This window comes from Paenibacillus sp. JJ-223 (assembly GCF_927798175.1).
GTDB lineage: Bacteria > Bacillota > Bacilli > Paenibacillales > Paenibacillaceae > Paenibacillus > Paenibacillus hubeiensis.
In genome coordinates, this window is record NZ_CAKMMP010000001.1 from 284,591 (window position 1) to 302,105 (window position 17,515).

Annotated in this window: 13 protein-coding genes; 11 read left to right on the forward strand and 2 right to left on the reverse strand. The window is 49.9% G+C overall.

The genetic code is table 11. The features are described 5' to 3' along the window. Positions 1-27 precede the first annotated feature (27 nt). The 6 genes from L6H98_RS01185 to L6H98_RS01210 all read left to right on the forward strand — a co-directional run bounded on the left by L6H98_RS01185 (position 28) and on the right by L6H98_RS01210 (position 8,736). Positions 28-1,578, forward strand: a complete 1,551-nt coding sequence (locus L6H98_RS01185; RefSeq protein ID WP_236412291.1) for a glycosyl hydrolase — start codon at positions 28-30, stop codon at positions 1,576-1,578. Between the two features lie 82 nt (positions 1,579-1,660). Then, the gene (locus L6H98_RS01190) at positions 1,661-3,835 is read left to right on the forward strand and encodes an alpha-galactosidase (RefSeq protein WP_236412292.1); all 2,175 of its coding nucleotides are present in this window, start codon (positions 1,661-1,663) and stop codon (positions 3,833-3,835) included. A gap of 214 nt (positions 3,836-4,049) precedes the next feature. Continuing rightward, complete coding sequence (locus L6H98_RS01195) at positions 4,050-5,009, forward strand: sugar ABC transporter permease (protein WP_236412293.1); 960 nt, start codon at positions 4,050-4,052, stop codon at positions 5,007-5,009. A gap of 15 nt (positions 5,010-5,024) precedes the next feature. After that, positions 5,025-5,963, forward strand: a complete 939-nt coding sequence (locus L6H98_RS01200; RefSeq protein ID WP_236412294.1) for a carbohydrate ABC transporter permease — start codon at positions 5,025-5,027, stop codon at positions 5,961-5,963. Between the two features lie 91 nt (positions 5,964-6,054). Continuing rightward, a complete protein-coding gene (locus L6H98_RS01205; RefSeq protein ID WP_236412295.1) occupies positions 6,055-7,737 on the forward strand; it encodes an ABC transporter substrate-binding protein in 1,683 nt (560 codons plus the stop codon). A gap of 36 nt (positions 7,738-7,773) precedes the next feature. Beyond that, positions 7,774-8,736: a glycosyl hydrolase gene (locus tag L6H98_RS01210; RefSeq protein ID WP_236412296.1), complete on the forward strand. Its 963-nt coding sequence runs from the start codon at positions 7,774-7,776 to the stop codon at positions 8,734-8,736. 209 nt (positions 8,737-8,945) lie between these two features. On the opposite strand, the gene L6H98_RS01215 is transcribed toward L6H98_RS01210, so the two are convergent. Then, a complete protein-coding gene (locus L6H98_RS01215) occupies positions 8,946-9,464 on the reverse strand; it encodes a DUF3231 family protein (RefSeq protein WP_236412925.1) in 519 nt (172 codons plus the stop codon). Between the two features lie 155 nt (positions 9,465-9,619). On the opposite strand from L6H98_RS01215, the gene L6H98_RS01220 reads away from it, so the two are divergent. Beyond that, entirely contained in the window at positions 9,620-10,474 is an 855-nt protein-coding gene (locus L6H98_RS01220; RefSeq protein ID WP_236412297.1) for a manganese catalase family protein, read from the forward strand. A 133-nt stretch (positions 10,475-10,607) separates the two neighbouring features. Further along, the gene (locus L6H98_RS01225; RefSeq protein WP_236412300.1) at positions 10,608-10,895 is read left to right on the forward strand and encodes a WGxxGxxG family protein; all 288 of its coding nucleotides are present in this window, start codon (positions 10,608-10,610) and stop codon (positions 10,893-10,895) included. A 90-nt stretch (positions 10,896-10,985) separates the two neighbouring features. On the opposite strand, the gene L6H98_RS01230 is transcribed toward L6H98_RS01225, so the two are convergent. Beyond that, positions 10,986-11,783, reverse strand: coding sequence for an AraC family transcriptional regulator (locus tag L6H98_RS01230; RefSeq protein WP_236412301.1), 798 nt, complete (start codon positions 11,781-11,783; stop codon positions 10,986-10,988). Positions 11,784-12,065: 282 nt separating this feature from the next. Between L6H98_RS01230 and L6H98_RS01235 the strand changes: the two genes are divergently transcribed. The 3 genes from L6H98_RS01235 (at position 12,066) to L6H98_RS01245 (ending at position 17,466) form a co-directional block, all read left to right on the forward strand. Continuing rightward, positions 12,066-13,604: a glycoside hydrolase 43 family protein gene (locus L6H98_RS01235; RefSeq protein ID WP_236412302.1), complete on the forward strand. Its 1,539-nt coding sequence runs from the start codon at positions 12,066-12,068 to the stop codon at positions 13,602-13,604. A 29-nt stretch (positions 13,605-13,633) separates the two neighbouring features. Next, positions 13,634-14,914 (forward strand): SGNH/GDSL hydrolase family protein, encoded by a 1,281-nt coding sequence (locus tag L6H98_RS01240; protein ID WP_236412303.1) that lies wholly within the window; start codon positions 13,634-13,636, stop codon positions 14,912-14,914. Between the two features lie 506 nt (positions 14,915-15,420). Beyond that, the gene (locus L6H98_RS01245; protein WP_236412304.1) at positions 15,421-17,466 is read left to right on the forward strand and encodes a serine hydrolase; all 2,046 of its coding nucleotides are present in this window, start codon (positions 15,421-15,423) and stop codon (positions 17,464-17,466) included. The last annotated feature ends 49 nt before the right edge of the window (positions 17,467-17,515 follow it).

Below are 17,515 nucleotides of genomic sequence, written 5' to 3' on the forward strand. Positions count from 1 at the left end.
TGAAACGAAAGGAGGGAAATTCACAAAATGAAAGCGATAACAGGACCAGCCATACTCTTTTCATGCATCGTCATGTCGGGTTTTGCCTGCTGCAGGGCGGACGCAGCCATAACGGTACCAGGATTTGTCGTTGATCGGGCTGAAGCGGTGCTTCCCCATCCAACCCAGGTGCTGAAAGTAACCTTTGAAGATGCTTCCATAGAAGGGTACGGCATCAAGAAGCGGTATGGGACCATCGCCAAAGCAGAAGACAATTCATACGATGGCGAAGGCTATCTTTCATTTTTTTTCGAGGAGGATCCGGATGCTGCGGTGAAGAACGGAAGCGCTGCATTCAGCGTTAACGTGCCGGAAGGCGGGCTTTATGAGTTAAGCTTGGGATACTACATTCCTGAAGGCAATGGAGATAAGGCCACATCTATTCAAGTTAATGGTTCAGGGGCTGGTGAATTGACGCTCGATGCTCCAAAAGCGGGAACGGTCCGGGCTGAAAAAAAGATGACGAAAGTGCTTCTTAACGCCGGCAGCAACTCCATCAACATTTTTCGAGGCTGGGGTTACTATGGTATCGAGTATATAAAGCTTGAACGTATACATTCCCCCGCAATCAAAAGCAAGGTACAGATCGACGCCTTAAGCAACTCCGAAGCGATTTCGCAAACCAGAGCACTCTTCGATTTCATGGTCAGCCAGTATGGAAAGAAGATCATTTCGGGACAGCAAACGCTGGAGGATGCGGAGTGGGTCAATCGGCAGACGGGCAAGTACCCTGCGCTTGTTTCCGGTGATTTGATGGACTATTCTCCATCCCGTGTCGAAAACGGAGCCACCTCGAATGAGGTTGAGGAGATGATGGAGTGGCATAAACGTGGAGGCATCGTATCACTGAGTTGGCATTGGAATGCGCCGAAAGGGATCGGAGGCAATGAACCCGGGCACGAATGGTGGCGAGGTTTTAATACCGAGTTCACGACCTTCGATGTAGAATATGCCCTTAGCCATCCGCAATCGGAAGACTACAAGCTTTTAATTCGGGACATCGATGCCATTGCCGTTCAATTGAAGCGATTGCAGGAGCATAACGTTCCCGTACTTTGGAGACCGCTGCACGAAGCGGAGGGCGGCTGGTTTTGGTGGGGAGCCAAAGGCCCCGAACCTGCCAAAAAGCTATATAGGCTCATGTATGAGCGTTTGACCGATCACCATCATTTGAACAATCTCATCTGGGTTTGGAACTCCGTTAAGGAGGAATGGTACCCCGGAGATGATGTGGTCGACATTGTAAGCGTTGACGTTTACAACCCGTCAGGTGACTACAGCCCGAACATTGCCAAGTATGATGAACTTTTGTTTCTGTCCAACCATAGGAAGCTTGTCGCGCTGGCCGAAAACGGGCCGATCCCGGATCCGGAGTTGCTGCGGACTTATGGCGCATATTGGAGCTTTTTCAATACATGGACCGGTGAATATATTCGAGACGGCAAAACGAATACAAAGGCCCATTTGAAAAAGGTGTATGATCACGACGCCGTGATTACCCTGGACGAACTTCCCGAAGGATTGTACGGCAATCCTTAGCTCTGGAACGACAGATCGTTTAATTCGTTTATGGTTGCAGGAACTTAAACATAAATCTAGATGAACAGGAGTGAATGATGTAGTGGCAGTATACGTTGACGAGTTACGGCAAATATTTCATCTGCAATCCCGGGTGACCAGCTATGTTGTTCAAATCGTAGAAGGCTTTCCTTTACTGGTATATTGGGGACAACCGTTGTCCCATGATGGAAACTTGGAAAATCTAGTCCCGGGTTTGGAGAAGCCTGCCCTGGATTCCATGCCCCAAGAATATCCGCAATACGGAACAGGCGATTTCCGGTCGCCTGCATATCAAGTTCAGCTTGAAGACGGGAGCCGGATTACAGAGCTTCGCTACAAAGGGTATACGACCACTGTTGGCAAACCCCCTCTTGAAGGTTTGCCGTATGTTTATACGGAATCGGATCATGAAGCCGATACGTTGGAACTGGAACTGGAGGATGCGTACACAGGCATGACTGTTTGTCTGCGATATAGCATTTTCGGCGATGGAGCCATTACCAGATCAGTCCATTTTAAGAATAATGGTCAAGGAACGCTTAAACTGCTGCGCGCGCTAAGTGCAAATGTGGATTTGTACGGGAAGAGCCATTATGATTTGGTGTACCTTGCTGGTCATTGGGCACGGGAGGCGCATATTCAACGCAGGCCGCTTGGTCCCGGAGGGACCAGCCTCGGCAGTCGTCGGGGAATGAGCAGCCACCAGCACAATCCGTTCGCGGCTGTAGTCAGTCCGGGCACAGACGAGGATCATGGCGAGGTGTTTGCGGCAAATCTGGTGTACAGCGGCAATTTTCACGCTGAAGCGGAAGTCGATGCTTTTGGAATCGTCCGGTTGGGCATTGGACTGAATCCATTCGATTTTTCCTGGGTGCTTCATCCTGGGGAATCCTTTCAAACCCCCGAGGCAGTGCTTGTTTATTCCAACGAAGGACTTGGAGGCATGTCCAGAATCTATCATCGACTATATCGGAATCGCTTATGCCGTGGGGTGCACCGGGACAAAGAACGCCCCATTCTCGTGAATAACTGGGAGGCGACGTATTTTAATTTTACTGCCGAAAAGATTGAAGCGATTGCCAAAACAGGATCTGAGCTAGGCATTGAGCTACTGGTGCTTGATGACGGCTGGTTCGGCAAGCGGGACAGCGACAACAGCTCCCTTGGGGATTGGGTCGAAGATCGCCGAAAGCTTCCGAATGGCCTGCGCGATTTGGCGGAGCGCATTGAACGTCACGGATTGCAGTTCGGGCTGTGGTTTGAGCCGGAAATGATTTCGCCGGACAGCGACCTGTACCGCAAGCATCCGGACTGGTGCCTGCACGTTGCGGGCCGTCGTCGGACGGAAGCACGGTGGCAGCTGGTGTTGGATCTTTCGCGGCCGGAAGTCCGGGATTATTTGTATGACGCACTGGCTGACATCTTCACCGGCGTGCCCGTTTCTTACGTGAAATGGGACATGAATCGCGCATTGACCGAAATTTGCTCTGCAGCGGCTTTGCCGGAGCATCAGCAGGAGATAGCGCATCGTTACGTGCTGGGTCTCTATGAACTGTTGGACAAGCTGACTACAGCCTTTCCCGAAATTCTGTTTGAAAGCTGTTCCAGCGGTGGCGGCCGGTTTGATCCAGGGATGTTATATTACATGCCCCAAACCTGGACAAGTGACAATACGGACGCCGTGGAACGACTGAAAATCCAGTATGGCACCAGTCTGGTGTATCCGGTAAGCACGATCGGAGCTCATGTGTCCGCTGTGCCGAATCATCAAGTGCACCGCGAAACTTCGCTCAAATTCAGGGGAGACGTTGCGATGTCGGGGAATTTTGGCTATGAGCTTGATTTGACGAAATTTAGCGATGCTGAACAATCTCAGGCAAAAGAACAGATCGCGATGTACAAGGAACTCCGGTCTCTCGTTCAACAAGGCAATCTGTATCGGCTTCGCAGTCCATTTACAGGGAATGAAACATCCTGGATGTTCGTGTCGGAAGATCGATCCGAAGCGATCGTATTTTTCTTTCGCGTACTGGCCAAGCCCAATCCTGCAACGGATATGCTGCAGCTCAAGGGATTGGATCATTCGCTTGTTTATACCGTTCAAGGGGCGGATGGGGACGTTGGAACATACGGCGGAGATCGCTTGATGCAAGCAGGCTTGATTATCCCGCCTCTTGCGGGTGATTTTAATAGCGTATGGTTCAAATTAAGCGCTACTCGGCAAGAAAGGGCATAGCTCAGCGTTAATCTGCAATGGTTGAATTTCAAATTTTAAGGATCGGGTCCCCTGCAATCTTCTTTAACCGCAGGGGATTTCATTTTACAACGATTGAAAACAAGATTGAATTTTCTGAAAGGATCGAAGATTTTTGAATGAATTCATAATAAATCTCCGATATGTCGCCATGAACATCATTGTTTTATGATGAGAGAGGAAAGGGGGGGATGAAATGAAAGCGATAACAGAAAAGAAAAGCATTCGCACACGGAAACACAAGCATTCGCAAAAGTGGAAAGTGTTTAAGAACCAGAAGTATCTCTATTTGATGTCATTTCCGTTTGTAATTTGGGTGTTCATATTTCAGTACTTGCCCCTGTGGGGCTGGACGATGGCATTTCAAAACTACAGACCCGGCAAAGGATTTTTCGATCAGAAATGGGTCGGATTTGAACATTTCCAAGCGCTGTTCCAAGACGAGCACTTCTACCTGGTGTTAAGGAATACGCTTGCCATGAGCTTGATGGGGCTTGTGGCCGGTTTCGTGTTTCCCGTATTGTTCGCAGTGCTTCTAAACGAGGTACGTGCTCAGGTGATGAAACGTTTTGTGCAGACCGTATCTTACCTGCCTCACTTCGTGTCTTGGGTCGTCGCCGCAGGCATCGTCATCAAAATGCTGTCGACCGACGGTGGCGCGGTCAACGATTTGCTCCTTGGACTGCATTTGATTGACCAGCCGATTCAGTTTATGGCGAAGGGAGAGCTGTTTTGGGGAATCGTGACCGGAGCCGACGTTTGGAAGGAGACAGGCTGGAATGCCATTATCTATTTGGCGGCCATTTCCGGAATCGGCCCTGAGCTGTATGAGGCGGCGAAAGTCGACGGTGCCAGCCGTCTGAGACAAATATGGCATATCACGCTCCCGGGCATCAGGCCAACGATCATCGTGCTTTTTATTATGTCGATCGGCCATCTTGTGAGTATCGGATTCGAAAAGCAGTTCCTGCTCGGCAACCATATGGTTGGCGACTATTCCGAAGTATTGGATTTGTATGCTTTGAATTACGGTTTATCCATGGGGAGATATTCTTTCGGTACCGCAATCAGTATTTTCAATTCGGTCATCAGCGTGATTTTGCTGTTCGTCGTGAATGGGATCTTCAAAAAATTCGCTAACGAAAGCATTATGTAAGGAGGAGGAACAGACATGGACGCATCCGGGCCGACAGCATCTTCCATCAAACCCAAACGACCGAAGATTGCCGCCAAATCCCCCCAAGACTGGATTTTTGATACCTTTGTCTACGTGTTTATTGGAATCGTTACAATCGCGACGCTATATCCGTTTCTCAACGTGCTCGCTATTTCCTTTAACGATTCCGTAGATACCGTTCGGGGTGGAATATCGATTTTCCCTAGACAATTCACTCTGGAAAATTATAAGCTCATCTTTAGTTACGACGGGTTGATCACCGGATTTAAAATCTCGGTGCTTCGAACGGTCATAGGTACGCTGGCAGGTCTTGTCAGCGGATCGATGGTTGCTTATACACTGGCGCGCAAGGAATTTCAGGGACGGCGTTTTGTATCCGTATTTCTGGCGATCACAATGTATGTATCCGGCGGCTTGATTCCGGGCTTTATTCTGATCAAAAACCTGGATCTGATCAATACGTTCGCTGTTTATATTTTGCCTGGACTCGTAAGCGCCTTCAACATCTTTATCATCCGTTCGTTCATCGATGGCATTCCTTATGCTCTGCAAGAATCAGCCAAGCTTGACGGGGCGAACGATTTCACCATTTACTGGCGTGTCATTCTCCCGCTTACCAAGCCTGCTCTCGCAACGGTGGCGTTGTTCCTCGCTGTGGGACAATGGAATTCATGGTTCGATACGTACCTTTATAATGGTTCCAATGACTCTCTGACGACGCTGCAGTATGAGCTGATGAAAGTGCTTCAGAGCACGACGACCAACGCTAACGACGTCCGCGGGGAGAACATGTCTCAACTGGTAACCCAAGTATCTCCGGACTCCGTCAAAATGGCGATTACCATCATAGCTACGGTTCCGATTCTCATCGTTTATCCTTTCTTGCAGAAGTACTTCGTGAAAGGCATGACGCTGGGTGCCGTCAAGAGCTGATCGGGCGAGCGGGAGCATGCCCTTGGATCATCGCGGTATCCTGTTGACCTGTATAACTTCGTTTAATTTAAAATGGGGAGTGTTTGTTTTTATGAAAAAGCGTACCCGAAAAACAGCGGTTTCACTGCTGGCGGCTGGTCTTTTGCTTAGTCAGCTCGCAGCCTGTTCAGGAAGTGGGGATGGGGAATCCGCCAAGGGCGGAAACGGCACGGGGCCAATTACCCTTACTTATTTTTCCGAGGACGGAAGTCCGAACTGGAATAATATGCAGGACCGTATAGGCAAGGTCATCACGGAGAAAACCGGCGTCGTGCTGGATGCCGAATTCGCGGTAGGTGACCCTGTGCAAAAGGTATCCATCATGGCTGCCACCGGTGAAGTTCCTGATCTCATTGCCGCCAAAGCGGACCTCGGCAAGCTGGTGGATGTCGGTGCAGTCCTTGACCTGACGGACCTCATTGAGGAGCATGCTCCTAATATTAAAAAAATGCTGGGCGACAAGCTTGTTCGCGCCAAATACAGTTTGGAAGATCAGGCCATTTATGCCATTCCGACCTGGTCTGCGGTCGATGAGCGAAAATTCAAAGCCGACGGCGGCTTCCAGCTTCAGCATCGCGTCGTCAAAGAAGCAGGCTATCCCGAAATTCGTACGGTGAAGGACTACGAAAAGGTGATTACGGACTATTTGGCCAAACATCCAACCGATGAAAACGGCAATAAAAATATCGGATTGACCATTAACGCGGACGATTGGCATATGTATCAAGTAACGAACATGGGATTCTTCACGACAGGCGCGCCAGATGACGGCGAGTACTATGTGGATCAGGAAACATTCGATGTCACCTACCATTTCCGGCGTCCGGAGGAACGGGAATATTTCCGTTGGCTGAACCACATGAACGATATAGGTTTGCTGGATAAAGAAAGCTTTGTTCAAAAGACGGACCAGTTCAAATCCAAAGTTTCGTCCGGGCGGGTGCTTGGACTGATCGACCCCGCATGGGACTATGGTGATGCGCAGCAGGCTCTGAAGGCTGCCGGTAAATTCGATCAAACCTACGGCCATTATCCGGTAACGTTGTCCAAGGAGTATAAGGATACCAACTTTTGGTCAGCCGGTTTTGACGGAGGATACGGCATAGCGATTTCCAGCGAATGCAAGGATCCCGTAGCCGCCATAAAATTTCTCGACTATCTTGCTTCGGAAGAGGGACAGATCCTTATGAACTGGGGGATCGAAGGACAAGATTACATCGTTCAGGATGGAAAAAGAGTCGTACCGCAGGACGTGCAAGAAAAGATGGATCAAGAAGGCAGTGCTTACATGAAGGAATCGGGCCTCGGCCTGTATTGGAACCTTTCGGTTCATTATGGCGACGGAATCAAGGATTCTACTGGAAATTACTTTACGAAAACCAACAGTGATCTCCTGACTGCTACGTACAGCGCACCCGAAAAAGAAGCCTTGGCTGCGTACAACGTCGAGCACTGGAGAGATCTTTTCCCGAAAGAAGAAGAGTTTCCTGAAAGAAAAGCCGGCGCAGTGTACAATATTGCTCTGCCAAGCGATAGCAAGGCGACCATTCTTATGGCCAAAATGAAGGATATCACATGGAAACGAATTCCGGAAGCCGTTATGGCCAAACCGGAAAACTTCGATAAAGTCTGGGACGAGTACATGGCGGAGCTGGACAAAGCAGGTGTAGAAGAAATGGAAGAGGCTTTTGGCCAATACGTCAAAGACCGCGTTAAGCTGTGGAGTGGTCAATAAGCACTCGATATATGATCGACAGAAAGGCAGGACAATATGAAATCGATACCTTGCAATCCTAAAGCTTCGGATGAAGTAAGGTCCGTACTGAACTATTTCAGCGAGATCCAGGGGAAAGGCATCATTACTGGACAGCACACACAAACGATGGCGCAAGAGGAATTGGACTATATCCATCAAGTAACGGGAAAGCTGCCAGCGCTATGCGGATTCGAACTTCTGGGTTATTCTCCGAACATCAATTATGAAGACAGTGGCGAAGACTGTTTGCTGGAAGTTTCCGAAAATCAGGATACGCTGCAAAAAGCTTGGGAATGGGTGCAGAATAACAAAGGCTTGCTTACGTTCACATGGCATTGGTTTTCTCCACTTCGCGGGCGGGATAAAAGCTTCTATACGGAACATACGGACTTTAACGTGAAGAAAGCGATCGTGGAAGGGACGCCGGAATACAAAGCCTTGCTGTCCGATATGGACCACATGGCCGAAATTCTGCGGGAATTTTGCGACAAACGCATTCCGATCTTGTGGAGACCCTTTCATGAATCGGAAGGAACCTGGTTCTGGTGGGGGAGCCAAGGTCCAACCATTGCGAAACAGTTATACCGGATCATGTATGAAAGGTATACGAATCATCATGCGCTGACGAATTTGATTTGGGTGTGGAACTCACCGTTGGCCGAAGGTTATGTTGGAGATGACGTGGTTGACATCATTTCGAGAGATATGTATCCCCCGGCTCACCAACATACCGATTTGCGCAAGGAATACGAGGAACTGGTTGGCATTACACCAACCCCAAAACTTGCCGCGATCGGAGAGATCGGTCCGATTCCGAGTATCAGAGACTTATCCGCCTCGCGTATTCCGTGGCTGTGGTTTATGACTTGGTCTCAGGATTTTGCCAGAACGGAAAAGTTCACGACCAATGAAGAGCTGCGCAGCGCGTATCACTGCGACTATGCGATCACGCTAGACAAGCTGCCGCAGCTTTATTGAAGAGTTGATTTCAATATGCAGGGAATCCGACCCGGATGTCGTGACCAAACTAAAAGGCTCTACTGGCTTCATGCCGGTAGAGCCTTCATCGCCCATGCTTGTGGGGGAGGGTCCATACAAGTATGGCCCCTATTCCTGACATTTAAACAATGCCTTTCGGAATATCATCGGTTCCACCGAAATCCTGCTGGAGAACCATGAATTGAAACCTATTTTTCATCAGAATCAGGTCGTTTAACTTGAAGAGGTGGTGGCACAAGCCACCCTTTTTCTTTATTCATTTGCAGAATCTTTACGCCCAATGCCGTTTTAGTGACATGATATTTGGCGAACAATGCCCCGATGTCCTCTCGGATGGATTGACCCATGCCTTGGCTGGCCGCAACCAACCCTAATGCGTTATCGGCTGCAATCTTTGCCGCTATTTCAGGATCCGTGAATCTCGCTCCAACCGGAATATCTTCCCATTTCACAGGGGGCCTTTCCGGCAAAACGGGAGCAGGAGCAATTCCGTTTTCGGTCAGCAAGGTGTCACATTCTTTGATCTCCAGTTTTGCTTGGTCCAATAAAGTATCCAAAATCTTTTTCAAATCCTGATCACCGGCATGATTCAGATAGGCCTGATAACAGGATACCGCTCCCTTGGCTGCCACGGAACATTGCCATATGCTGAAAATCTCCCCGTAATGCATCGGTTCATTTTTCGGATTGCCGCTCAAAATACCCATCTTATTATTCCTCCTCGGATTTTTTACGGATTTATGCTTTCCATCATCTTGAGATCTATGCACGTACAACCAAACATTGGTTAGGCTCCATTTCACATAAAATCACAAATGCAGCCGGAAGCTAAAGCGGTAATTCACTTGAATGGAGGAAAAGCATGTTTTTTTATCGTGAAGATCTCATTAACATGATTGTCCCGGACAAGCCTGATCCGGCAGCGGCGAAAGTGCTGCAAGAAACGCTTGGCGGGCAATTCGGGGAAATGCGTACCATGATGCAATTTTTCTTCCAAAGCAGCAATTTCCGGGGCAAAGCAACGCAGTTCCGGGATTTGATCCGCGGCATCTTTCTCGAGGAACTAAGCCATGTCGAACTGGTTCAACAAACGATCAATCAATTGTTGACCGGGGCAGGTGCCGAGGGTGCAGGCAATGCAGGCGTTGACGGCGCTCCGCTGGACGAAGCGATTAAACATGCCAATCCTCATCATTACATTATGGGGGCCCAAAGCTCGCTGCCTGTGGATGCTGCAGGCAATCCTTGGCTGGGGAACTATGTATATGATCACGGTAACCTCGTAAGCAACCTGCTGGATAACGTGGTGTTGGAATCCACGGGGGTTCTTCAGAAATCGCGAATTTATGAAATGAGCACCAATAAAGCGTTCCGGGAAACGTTGGCTTTTCTCATCGTTCGCGATAATGCGCACCAGAATGCATTCGCAAAAGCGCTGGAGACGTTAGGCGTTCAGTGGGGCAAGCTGTTCCCCGTACCCAATTACGATATTAACAAATATCCGGAATGCCGGAAGTATGTAGATCTCGGCTTTCACAATGCCCAGTTCAACTTCCGCTTGGATCAGACCCGCATTGCGGAAATATTCGATGGACAAACCCCAAGCCGAAATGGCGGACAGCTTCGTGTGACCGATCCTCCGCAGGGGTTTCCGCTTCCACAAATGCCGGAGCTTCCTAATGAGCACAGTCCCGGCTTGCATGATTTGAACGCGTAAACCGTTGAAAAATGTTGCTTTATCATGCACCTTATGCGTGCAACGTCGATGTATAAAACGATGGAAAAATGATGAAGAATATGAATCGGCATGTTGGAGATGCTAAAACCATAACCAATAAGGAGGGCTAACCTTGAAGAAAAAAGTAACGGCTGTTATTGCAACATTTCTTTTTGTTTTCGCTTTGGCACTTCCGGTATCTGCTCAAGAAGCAACACAAATTGCTACGGCTACAGTGAATGACCAAAATACCGTGTATACCCATGATGCAAGGTATAATACGAACAACGTCAGAGCGAACTCAGCTACAACCACCGACAACAACAGAGGTATCGATTGGGGCTGGCTCGGCTTGTTAGGATTGTTTGGATTAGCCGGCATGCGAAAAAGAGTATCGGATCCGGACCGTTCCAATCGATAAACCGCAAGTGGTATTTTAAATGCCAAAGATGATACACGATACTACCATATTCAAGTCATTTAAGTCGCTACTATAGCGACTTTTTTGCATTTATAATGATTTGCTTGTCGTCTCGGCCAAACCGGCATGAGCGGAACGGCGGTAGGCGCGAGGCGTGCAGCCCGCCAGTTTCCTGAATTGCCTGGAGAAATGCTCGACGTTCCGGTAACCGCAGAGCTCGCTGATGTCCGATATGCGGGAATGACCGTGAACGAGCCGTTCCTTCGCCAATCGAATTCGGGATTGAATGACGTCGTCCATGCAGGAAAGGCCGAATGTGGCCCTGTATAACGATTGCAGGTAGCCTGGGCTAAGATGGACTTGTCTGGCCATTTCGGCTACCGACCAATCTCGGCCGGGTTGGTTATGAATCGCCTTCCGCAAGTCCAGCAGGTTCTGGTAATGCGGCGTAGATTCGTTGGACTGCGAGGCTTCGAGCAGTTTGTTGAACAAGATCCGGAACAGGTAATCGATCGACAGCTCGTGATAATCGCTTTCGAGGAAATGCTCGGTCACCAGCAGCTGGAACAGCTGATGGCAGTATGCCGGATCTTTCAGCGGAATCGGCACGCCGAGCGGCAGCGTCGTTTCCAGTACATAAGGCTCGCGGGAATCAAAGCGAACCCAATCATTGACGTATCGTTCCGAACAGGCGCGGTACAAAATTTTCCGGTGGGGCGGATAGAGCACGGCGCAGTGGGCAGGATAGGCCTTGATTTCGCCGTTCACCCAAAACTCGGCCGGCGTGTGCGCATGGATCAGCAGCCAGAAATCATGCCCTTTCGGAATGTCGTAGACGAAATCGGACGGATGGGCGGCATCATAGCCGGCGTAGAAAATCGTTGTCATCGTTTCCTCCTATCGCAGGATAGATCAATTTTTTGTAAGCATAGATCATTCTTTGGAAGCGTATTCTGCTCTATACTATTTAATGGATATGCTTGGATTAAAGCAAGTGAGACAAAGGAGTCCTAAATTCGTTATTCATCCCGATCCTTGATTCGGTATGTGAATTGATCAATAAACTGGACATGCATCCATCATAACAGAAAACTATGCCGGAAGTGAAAGCGCCGTCATCTTTCGGCTGAAATCACATTGAAGCATCGAAGGAAGGGAGCAAAGTGTAATATGCATGTAAATCCGATTCTATGGGCCGACTATCCGGACTTGGACGTGATCCGGGTGGAGGACACCTATTATATGGTCAGCACGACGATGCACATGATGCCGGGCTGCGTCATTCTTCGTTCGTACGACTTGATCAACTGGGAAGTGGCCACCCATGTGTACGACAGGCTTGACGATACGCCTGCCCAGCGGCTGGAGGACGGCAGGCACATTTACGGGAAAGGGATGTGGGCTGCCTCGCTCCGTTACCACAAAGGCACGTTTTACGTCGTTTTCGTGGCGAACGACACGGGCAAAACGTATTTATACACGGCGGCGTCGGTGACGGGACCCTGGAGCAAACGCCATATCGACGGTTTTTATCATGACTGTTCATTGTTCTTTGATGAAGACGACAAGGCTTATCTGGTGTACGGCAATGCCAAGATCCGCCTGACCGAGCTGAACGCGGACTTGTCCGGACCGAAGCCTGGCGGATTGGACCGCATCATCGTCGAAGACCGTCAGCCTTATCATCTGGGCTATGAAGGAGCGCATTTTTACAAAATCGGCGGCCGGTATTACGTGTTTCTCATTCATTTGACCAAGGCGACAGGACGCAGGACGCAGGCGTGTTACATAGCCGATGACCTGAACGGGGAGTTTGCCGGCGGGGACGTATTCAACGACGACATGGGGTATTTCAATTCAGGCATCGCGCAGGGAGGCATCGTGGATACCCCGGACGGCGATTGGTATGCGATGCTGTTTCAGGACCATGGCGCGGTCGGCCGCATTCCCGTTCTGGTGCCGCTGCACTTTGAAGACGGCACCCCGGTCTTTGCCTCGGAAGCGCCGAAGGAAATCGACATACCGAGCACCCGTCCGGGGTATGTGTACAAACCCTTGGTGGATAGCGACGATTTTCGCTACGAAAAACAGGACGATGGCCGGGTGCGGCTGAAGGACGTGTGGCAATGGAACCATACTCCCGATGACGCACTTTGGTCCGTAACCGAGAAACCGGGCGCGTACCGGATTCGGACCGGGCAGATCCGCCCCAATCTGACGTTCGCGGTGAATACGCTGACGCAGCGTGCAATGGGGCCTGCCTGCGAAGCAACGGTTACGCTGGACGGAAGCGGCCTGAGCGACGGGGATTATGCGGGGTTATGCTTTCTGATCGGCACTTACGGATTCATCGGGCTCACGAAAGAGCAAGGCCGGTTTTATTTGGTCATGGCGGCACGGGAGGCGGAGGATGCCTCGATTTTCGGCAGCCTGATCGACGCTCAGCCGGCCGCGGAGCATGCGAGAGTTCCCGTGGCGAGCCCCCTGGTTACGCTCAGGGCCTATGGCCAGTTTGAAAACAATGTGGACGAATGCACCTTCTACTACGAAAACGAAAACGAAAACGAATGGGTGCAGCTGGGCACGCCACACAAGATGATCTATAAGCTCGACCATTTCATGGGCTGTCGGATCGGCTTGTTCATGTTCTCGACCCAGGCGGCCGGAGGCTGGGCCGATTTCTCGAATTTCGAATACAAAGTGAAATGACCCCGTGACGAGGAAAGGAAGGATGATCCATGTTTGACCCCCCATCAGGATCGGTACAACCATCGGAAGGTCCCAAAGCGCCGCGAGATCCGATCGGTATTCCGGATGCAACAGACCATGCGGCATTGAACCGCGATTCCCTCGCCTACCGGGAAATGATCGCTTCCTCGCTGCTGAACAAGGGCAACAATGCCCGATTAAAACGGGCGATCGCCAACGCTCGAGACGGCAAACCCGTAACGATCGCTTATATCGGCGGGTCCATTACGCATGGTGCGGGGGCGGCGCCTCTGCACCTGAACTGTTACGCATATCGGTCTTGCGAGCTCTTCCGAACCATGTTCGCACCTGCGGACGAAGGGAAGGTTCGCCTGATCAAGGCAGGCGTCGGCGGCACTCCGTCCGAGCTGGGCATCGTCCGCTACGAGCGGGACGTGCTCCGGGAAGGCACGGTCCAGCCGGATGTCGTCGTCGTGGAGTTTGCGGTCAACGATGCCGACGACGAGACCGGGGGCGTATGTTACGAGAGTCTGGTGCTGCAGGCGCTGCAGGCGGACAACAAACCGGCGGTCATCCTGCTGTTCAGCGTGTTCGAGAATGACTGGAATCTTCAGGACCGCCTCGCCCCCTTAGGATGGCATTATGATCTGCCGATGGTGAGCATTAAAGATGCCGTCGTGGGGCAGTTCGGACGGAGCGAGGAGGAAGGCCGGGTCATCGGCAAAGCGCAGTTTTTCCATGATATCTATCATCCGACCAATGCCGGGCACCAAATCATGGCCGACTGTCTGGGCTGGCTGTTCGAGACGACGCATCATTCCTTCCTTGATGCAGAGAACGATCTGCAAGCCCTGCCGCCGCTCATCGGCGACCGGTTCGTCGGCATGAAGCTGATCGACCGAAAACATGCCGGCACAGTCGCCCGGGTCGATGCGGGTGGTTTCTGTGAGACGGATAAGGACCTGCAGCGGACCGAATTGGACGATCATTCGCACGGCACGCCACTATTTCCCGATAACTGGATGCATACGGCTTCCGCAGGCAAAGCGCCGTTTCGAATGACTTTGCGAGCCAAACGGCTTATCATGGTTTTCAAAGATTCCGGAAGCGACGAGTTTGGAACGGCCAACGTTCGGGTGAACGGCGCATTCGTGAGGACCGCCGATCCTCATCAGGTTCATTGGACGCGCTGCCACGCGATGTTGATCTGCGATGAAGAGGAAACGGAGGAACGCATCGTGGAAATTTCCATGGCGGATCACCATGGGGATCGGTTGTTTACGATACTGGGTTTCGGGTACGTGCCGTAAATCGGCGAAACAAAAAGAGAGAAACACTTCACAAACCTTCGGGGTACATGCCCGGAGGTTTTTCGGCGATGTACGGAAGGGGCAACCGGGAAAATCTCCCGTGAGGGCGCTTCCGAACGGCTAGGACGAATGCAGCATGAATAGAGCGGGGCGCAGCCGCGAGAAACGGCTCCGTCTTTAATCGTAGGTATAATCCTTCTCGAGACGGATGGAAAATAAAGGTTTAATAAATAAAATATTTATATACACCGCAAAAAACAAACACACGTTAACGGAGAGGCAGAACCGATCTGGAGAAGCGAAGCGTTCTAAAAAGCTTTCTGAAAGAAAGCTGTATCGGAAGCATAGGCTGTTCACCGGATTTTCCCCTTAGAAAAGGGGAACCAAAAAAATCTGGGGATAACCGCGATCGGAAGATGGTGCTGCGTTCGCAGAGCCCTAGTGTGATTGATTAGTGCGGTTTATATAAGTGAAAATAACAATTCCTTTAGAAACGAGGTTATCCGATGGAAAAGAGAAGAGGCCTACGGGCTTCAAAGAAAATTAATCTGATTACGGTAAGCTTATTGATGGCTGCACTAATATCAGGTCAGACGGCATTTGGGTACTCCGTCGCCGGGAGCGAAAACAGGTCCGGATTAGAACAAACCCTCCATGATCAAGGGCCGTCGACTGCGGCCGAAGTGGAGCAATTTGCGGATGAATTTTTTAACCGGCCTGATATCCAAAAAAAACTTGTCGGTGCAGTTTTTGTAGTTGTTGCAGATAACAAGGTGTTGTTAAACAAAGGGTACGGTTTTTCCGACTTAGAAACGAAATCTTTGGTCGATCCTGATCAGACGATTTTTCGAATGGCCTCCATCTCGAAAGTAATGACTGCGACTGCGGTAATGCAGCTCGTTGAGCAAGGGAAGATCGATCTCGACGAAAATATAGAACAATATCTTGAAGGAATCCCCATCAAGAACCAGACTGGAAGCCCCCTGACCATGAGACATTTAATGACGCATACCACTGGCTTCGATTATACGGATTACATTTCATCGAATAACGAAGAACAGTCTTTAGAACAATTTATTCAAGAAAACATGCCGACCGTTGTAAGAACACCAGGTGAGAGTTACCGGTATGATAACTTTGCTTTTAATCTCCAGGGATACATTCTTCAGCAAGTAGCAGGTGATCCTTTTGAGGAATATGTGCAGAAGCACGTTTTTGAACCTCTAGGAATGAATAACAGTGATTTCCGCATGACGGAACAAATCAAAAAAAATCTGGCTACAGGTTACGGAACCGATGGCCAACCCAAGGAGCAGTATCCGAACGTTCCTTTTATTGTCCCGGACGGGGGAATGTTTGGCACGAGCAGCGACATGGCTCGATTTATGTTGGCCCATTTGAATGGAGGCAGGCTCGGCAATGCCGAGATCCTCTCTACATCGACGACAGAGGAAATGCAGCGTACGCAGGTGTCCATTCAAGAGCAGGTGCCCACGATGGCTTTAGGATTCGAAAAATTTTATCGCCACGCCTACAATGGCCAATTGGTTATTGGAAAAGGGGGGGATCTGCCCGGATATCATTCCTGGATGTGGTTAATGCCGGATCAAAAAGTGGGTGGTTTTGTCATTACGAACAGTGACGCGAGTCAAGACATAAGGGAAGAATTGTTCACTGCATTTATGGACCATTATTTCCCCCAAGAAAAGCAGGAAGAACAAGAGTGGCCGCTCCATGCCAATGAGCTGGATGCGTTTGTCGGAACATATCGCCATCTTCGGCAGCCTTTCCTGTTTTTTGATATCAAGAAACAAGCGGGAAAGCTTTCGATTTCCGGTCCGAATGGAACACATACGTTAAAACCCGTCGGGGATCTGTTATTCGTCGATGAAGAGGGCAATCAAGCTGCATTCAAGAAGGATGACGAGGGAGAAATCATCGATCTGGATTACATTGCACCCGACTCATGGTTTGCTAAAATCCCGGATCTTCCTAAATACGTTGACGTTGGTAATGACGCATACTCGGAGGCTATATATACCTCTGCCAAACTGTTCATCCAAGACGACAACGAAAAGCAAGACTCCCGTTTCTTTCCGGAAGAGGCTGTTACGAGAGGTGAATTTGCATACCAATTGTTGAAGTTTGCCAATGTAAAACCTTCTGAAAAGCCGCCATTTTTTAAAGATATCGAAGGACACAAATACGGAGCTTCGATTCAGAAACTCGCAGAAATCGGAGTATTGACAGGCACTTCCGATGAAATGTTCCATCCGGATCGTATCATTACCCGTCAAGAAGCGGCTACGATTCTCTGGAGGCTTTCTTCAAGCTTTAACATGCCGAAGGTTTCGGCGAAGATCGCCGATCATCCTGCTCCCTGGGCTGAAGAAGCCGTCAAATTTGTGGTGGGAGCGGGGATCTATGGTCCTGATGTAACCACTAGCAATACGGGGGTCGTAAACTACCGGTCGCAAGATTCACTGCTGCGCAAGGAAGCTGCCGTCATTTGGGATCGCTTTATTAAAGTCCTGATATCCGGATTACAATAAACACATCCGCTACGGAGCAAGTAACAATAAAGCAGCGCTTTCCGCTCAA

Coding starts and splice junctions, on each gene's coding strand:
- L6H98_RS01185 (WP_236412291.1), top strand. CDS start 28: ATGAAAGCGATAACAGGACCAGCCATACTCTTTTCATGCATCGTCATG.
- L6H98_RS01195 (WP_236412293.1), top strand. CDS start 4,050: ATGAAAGCGATAACAGAAAAGAAAAGCATTCGCACACGGAAACACAAG.
- L6H98_RS01200 (WP_236412294.1), top strand. CDS start 5,025: ATGGACGCATCCGGGCCGACAGCATCTTCCATCAAACCCAAACGACCG.
- L6H98_RS01205 (WP_236412295.1), top strand. CDS start 6,055: ATGAAAAAGCGTACCCGAAAAACAGCGGTTTCACTGCTGGCGGCTGGT.
- L6H98_RS01210 (WP_236412296.1), top strand. CDS start 7,774: ATGAAATCGATACCTTGCAATCCTAAAGCTTCGGATGAAGTAAGGTCC.
- L6H98_RS01215 (WP_236412925.1), bottom strand. CDS start 9,464: ATGGGTATTTTGAGCGGCAATCCGAAAAATGAACCGATGCATTACGGG.
- L6H98_RS01220 (WP_236412297.1), top strand. CDS start 9,620: ATGTTTTTTTATCGTGAAGATCTCATTAACATGATTGTCCCGGACAAG.
- L6H98_RS01230 (WP_236412301.1), bottom strand. CDS start 11,783: ATGACAACGATTTTCTACGCCGGCTATGATGCCGCCCATCCGTCCGAT.
- L6H98_RS01235 (WP_236412302.1), top strand. CDS start 12,066: ATGCATGTAAATCCGATTCTATGGGCCGACTATCCGGACTTGGACGTG.
- L6H98_RS01240 (WP_236412303.1), top strand. CDS start 13,634: ATGTTTGACCCCCCATCAGGATCGGTACAACCATCGGAAGGTCCCAAA.
- L6H98_RS01245 (WP_236412304.1), top strand. CDS start 15,421: ATGGAAAAGAGAAGAGGCCTACGGGCTTCAAAGAAAATTAATCTGATT.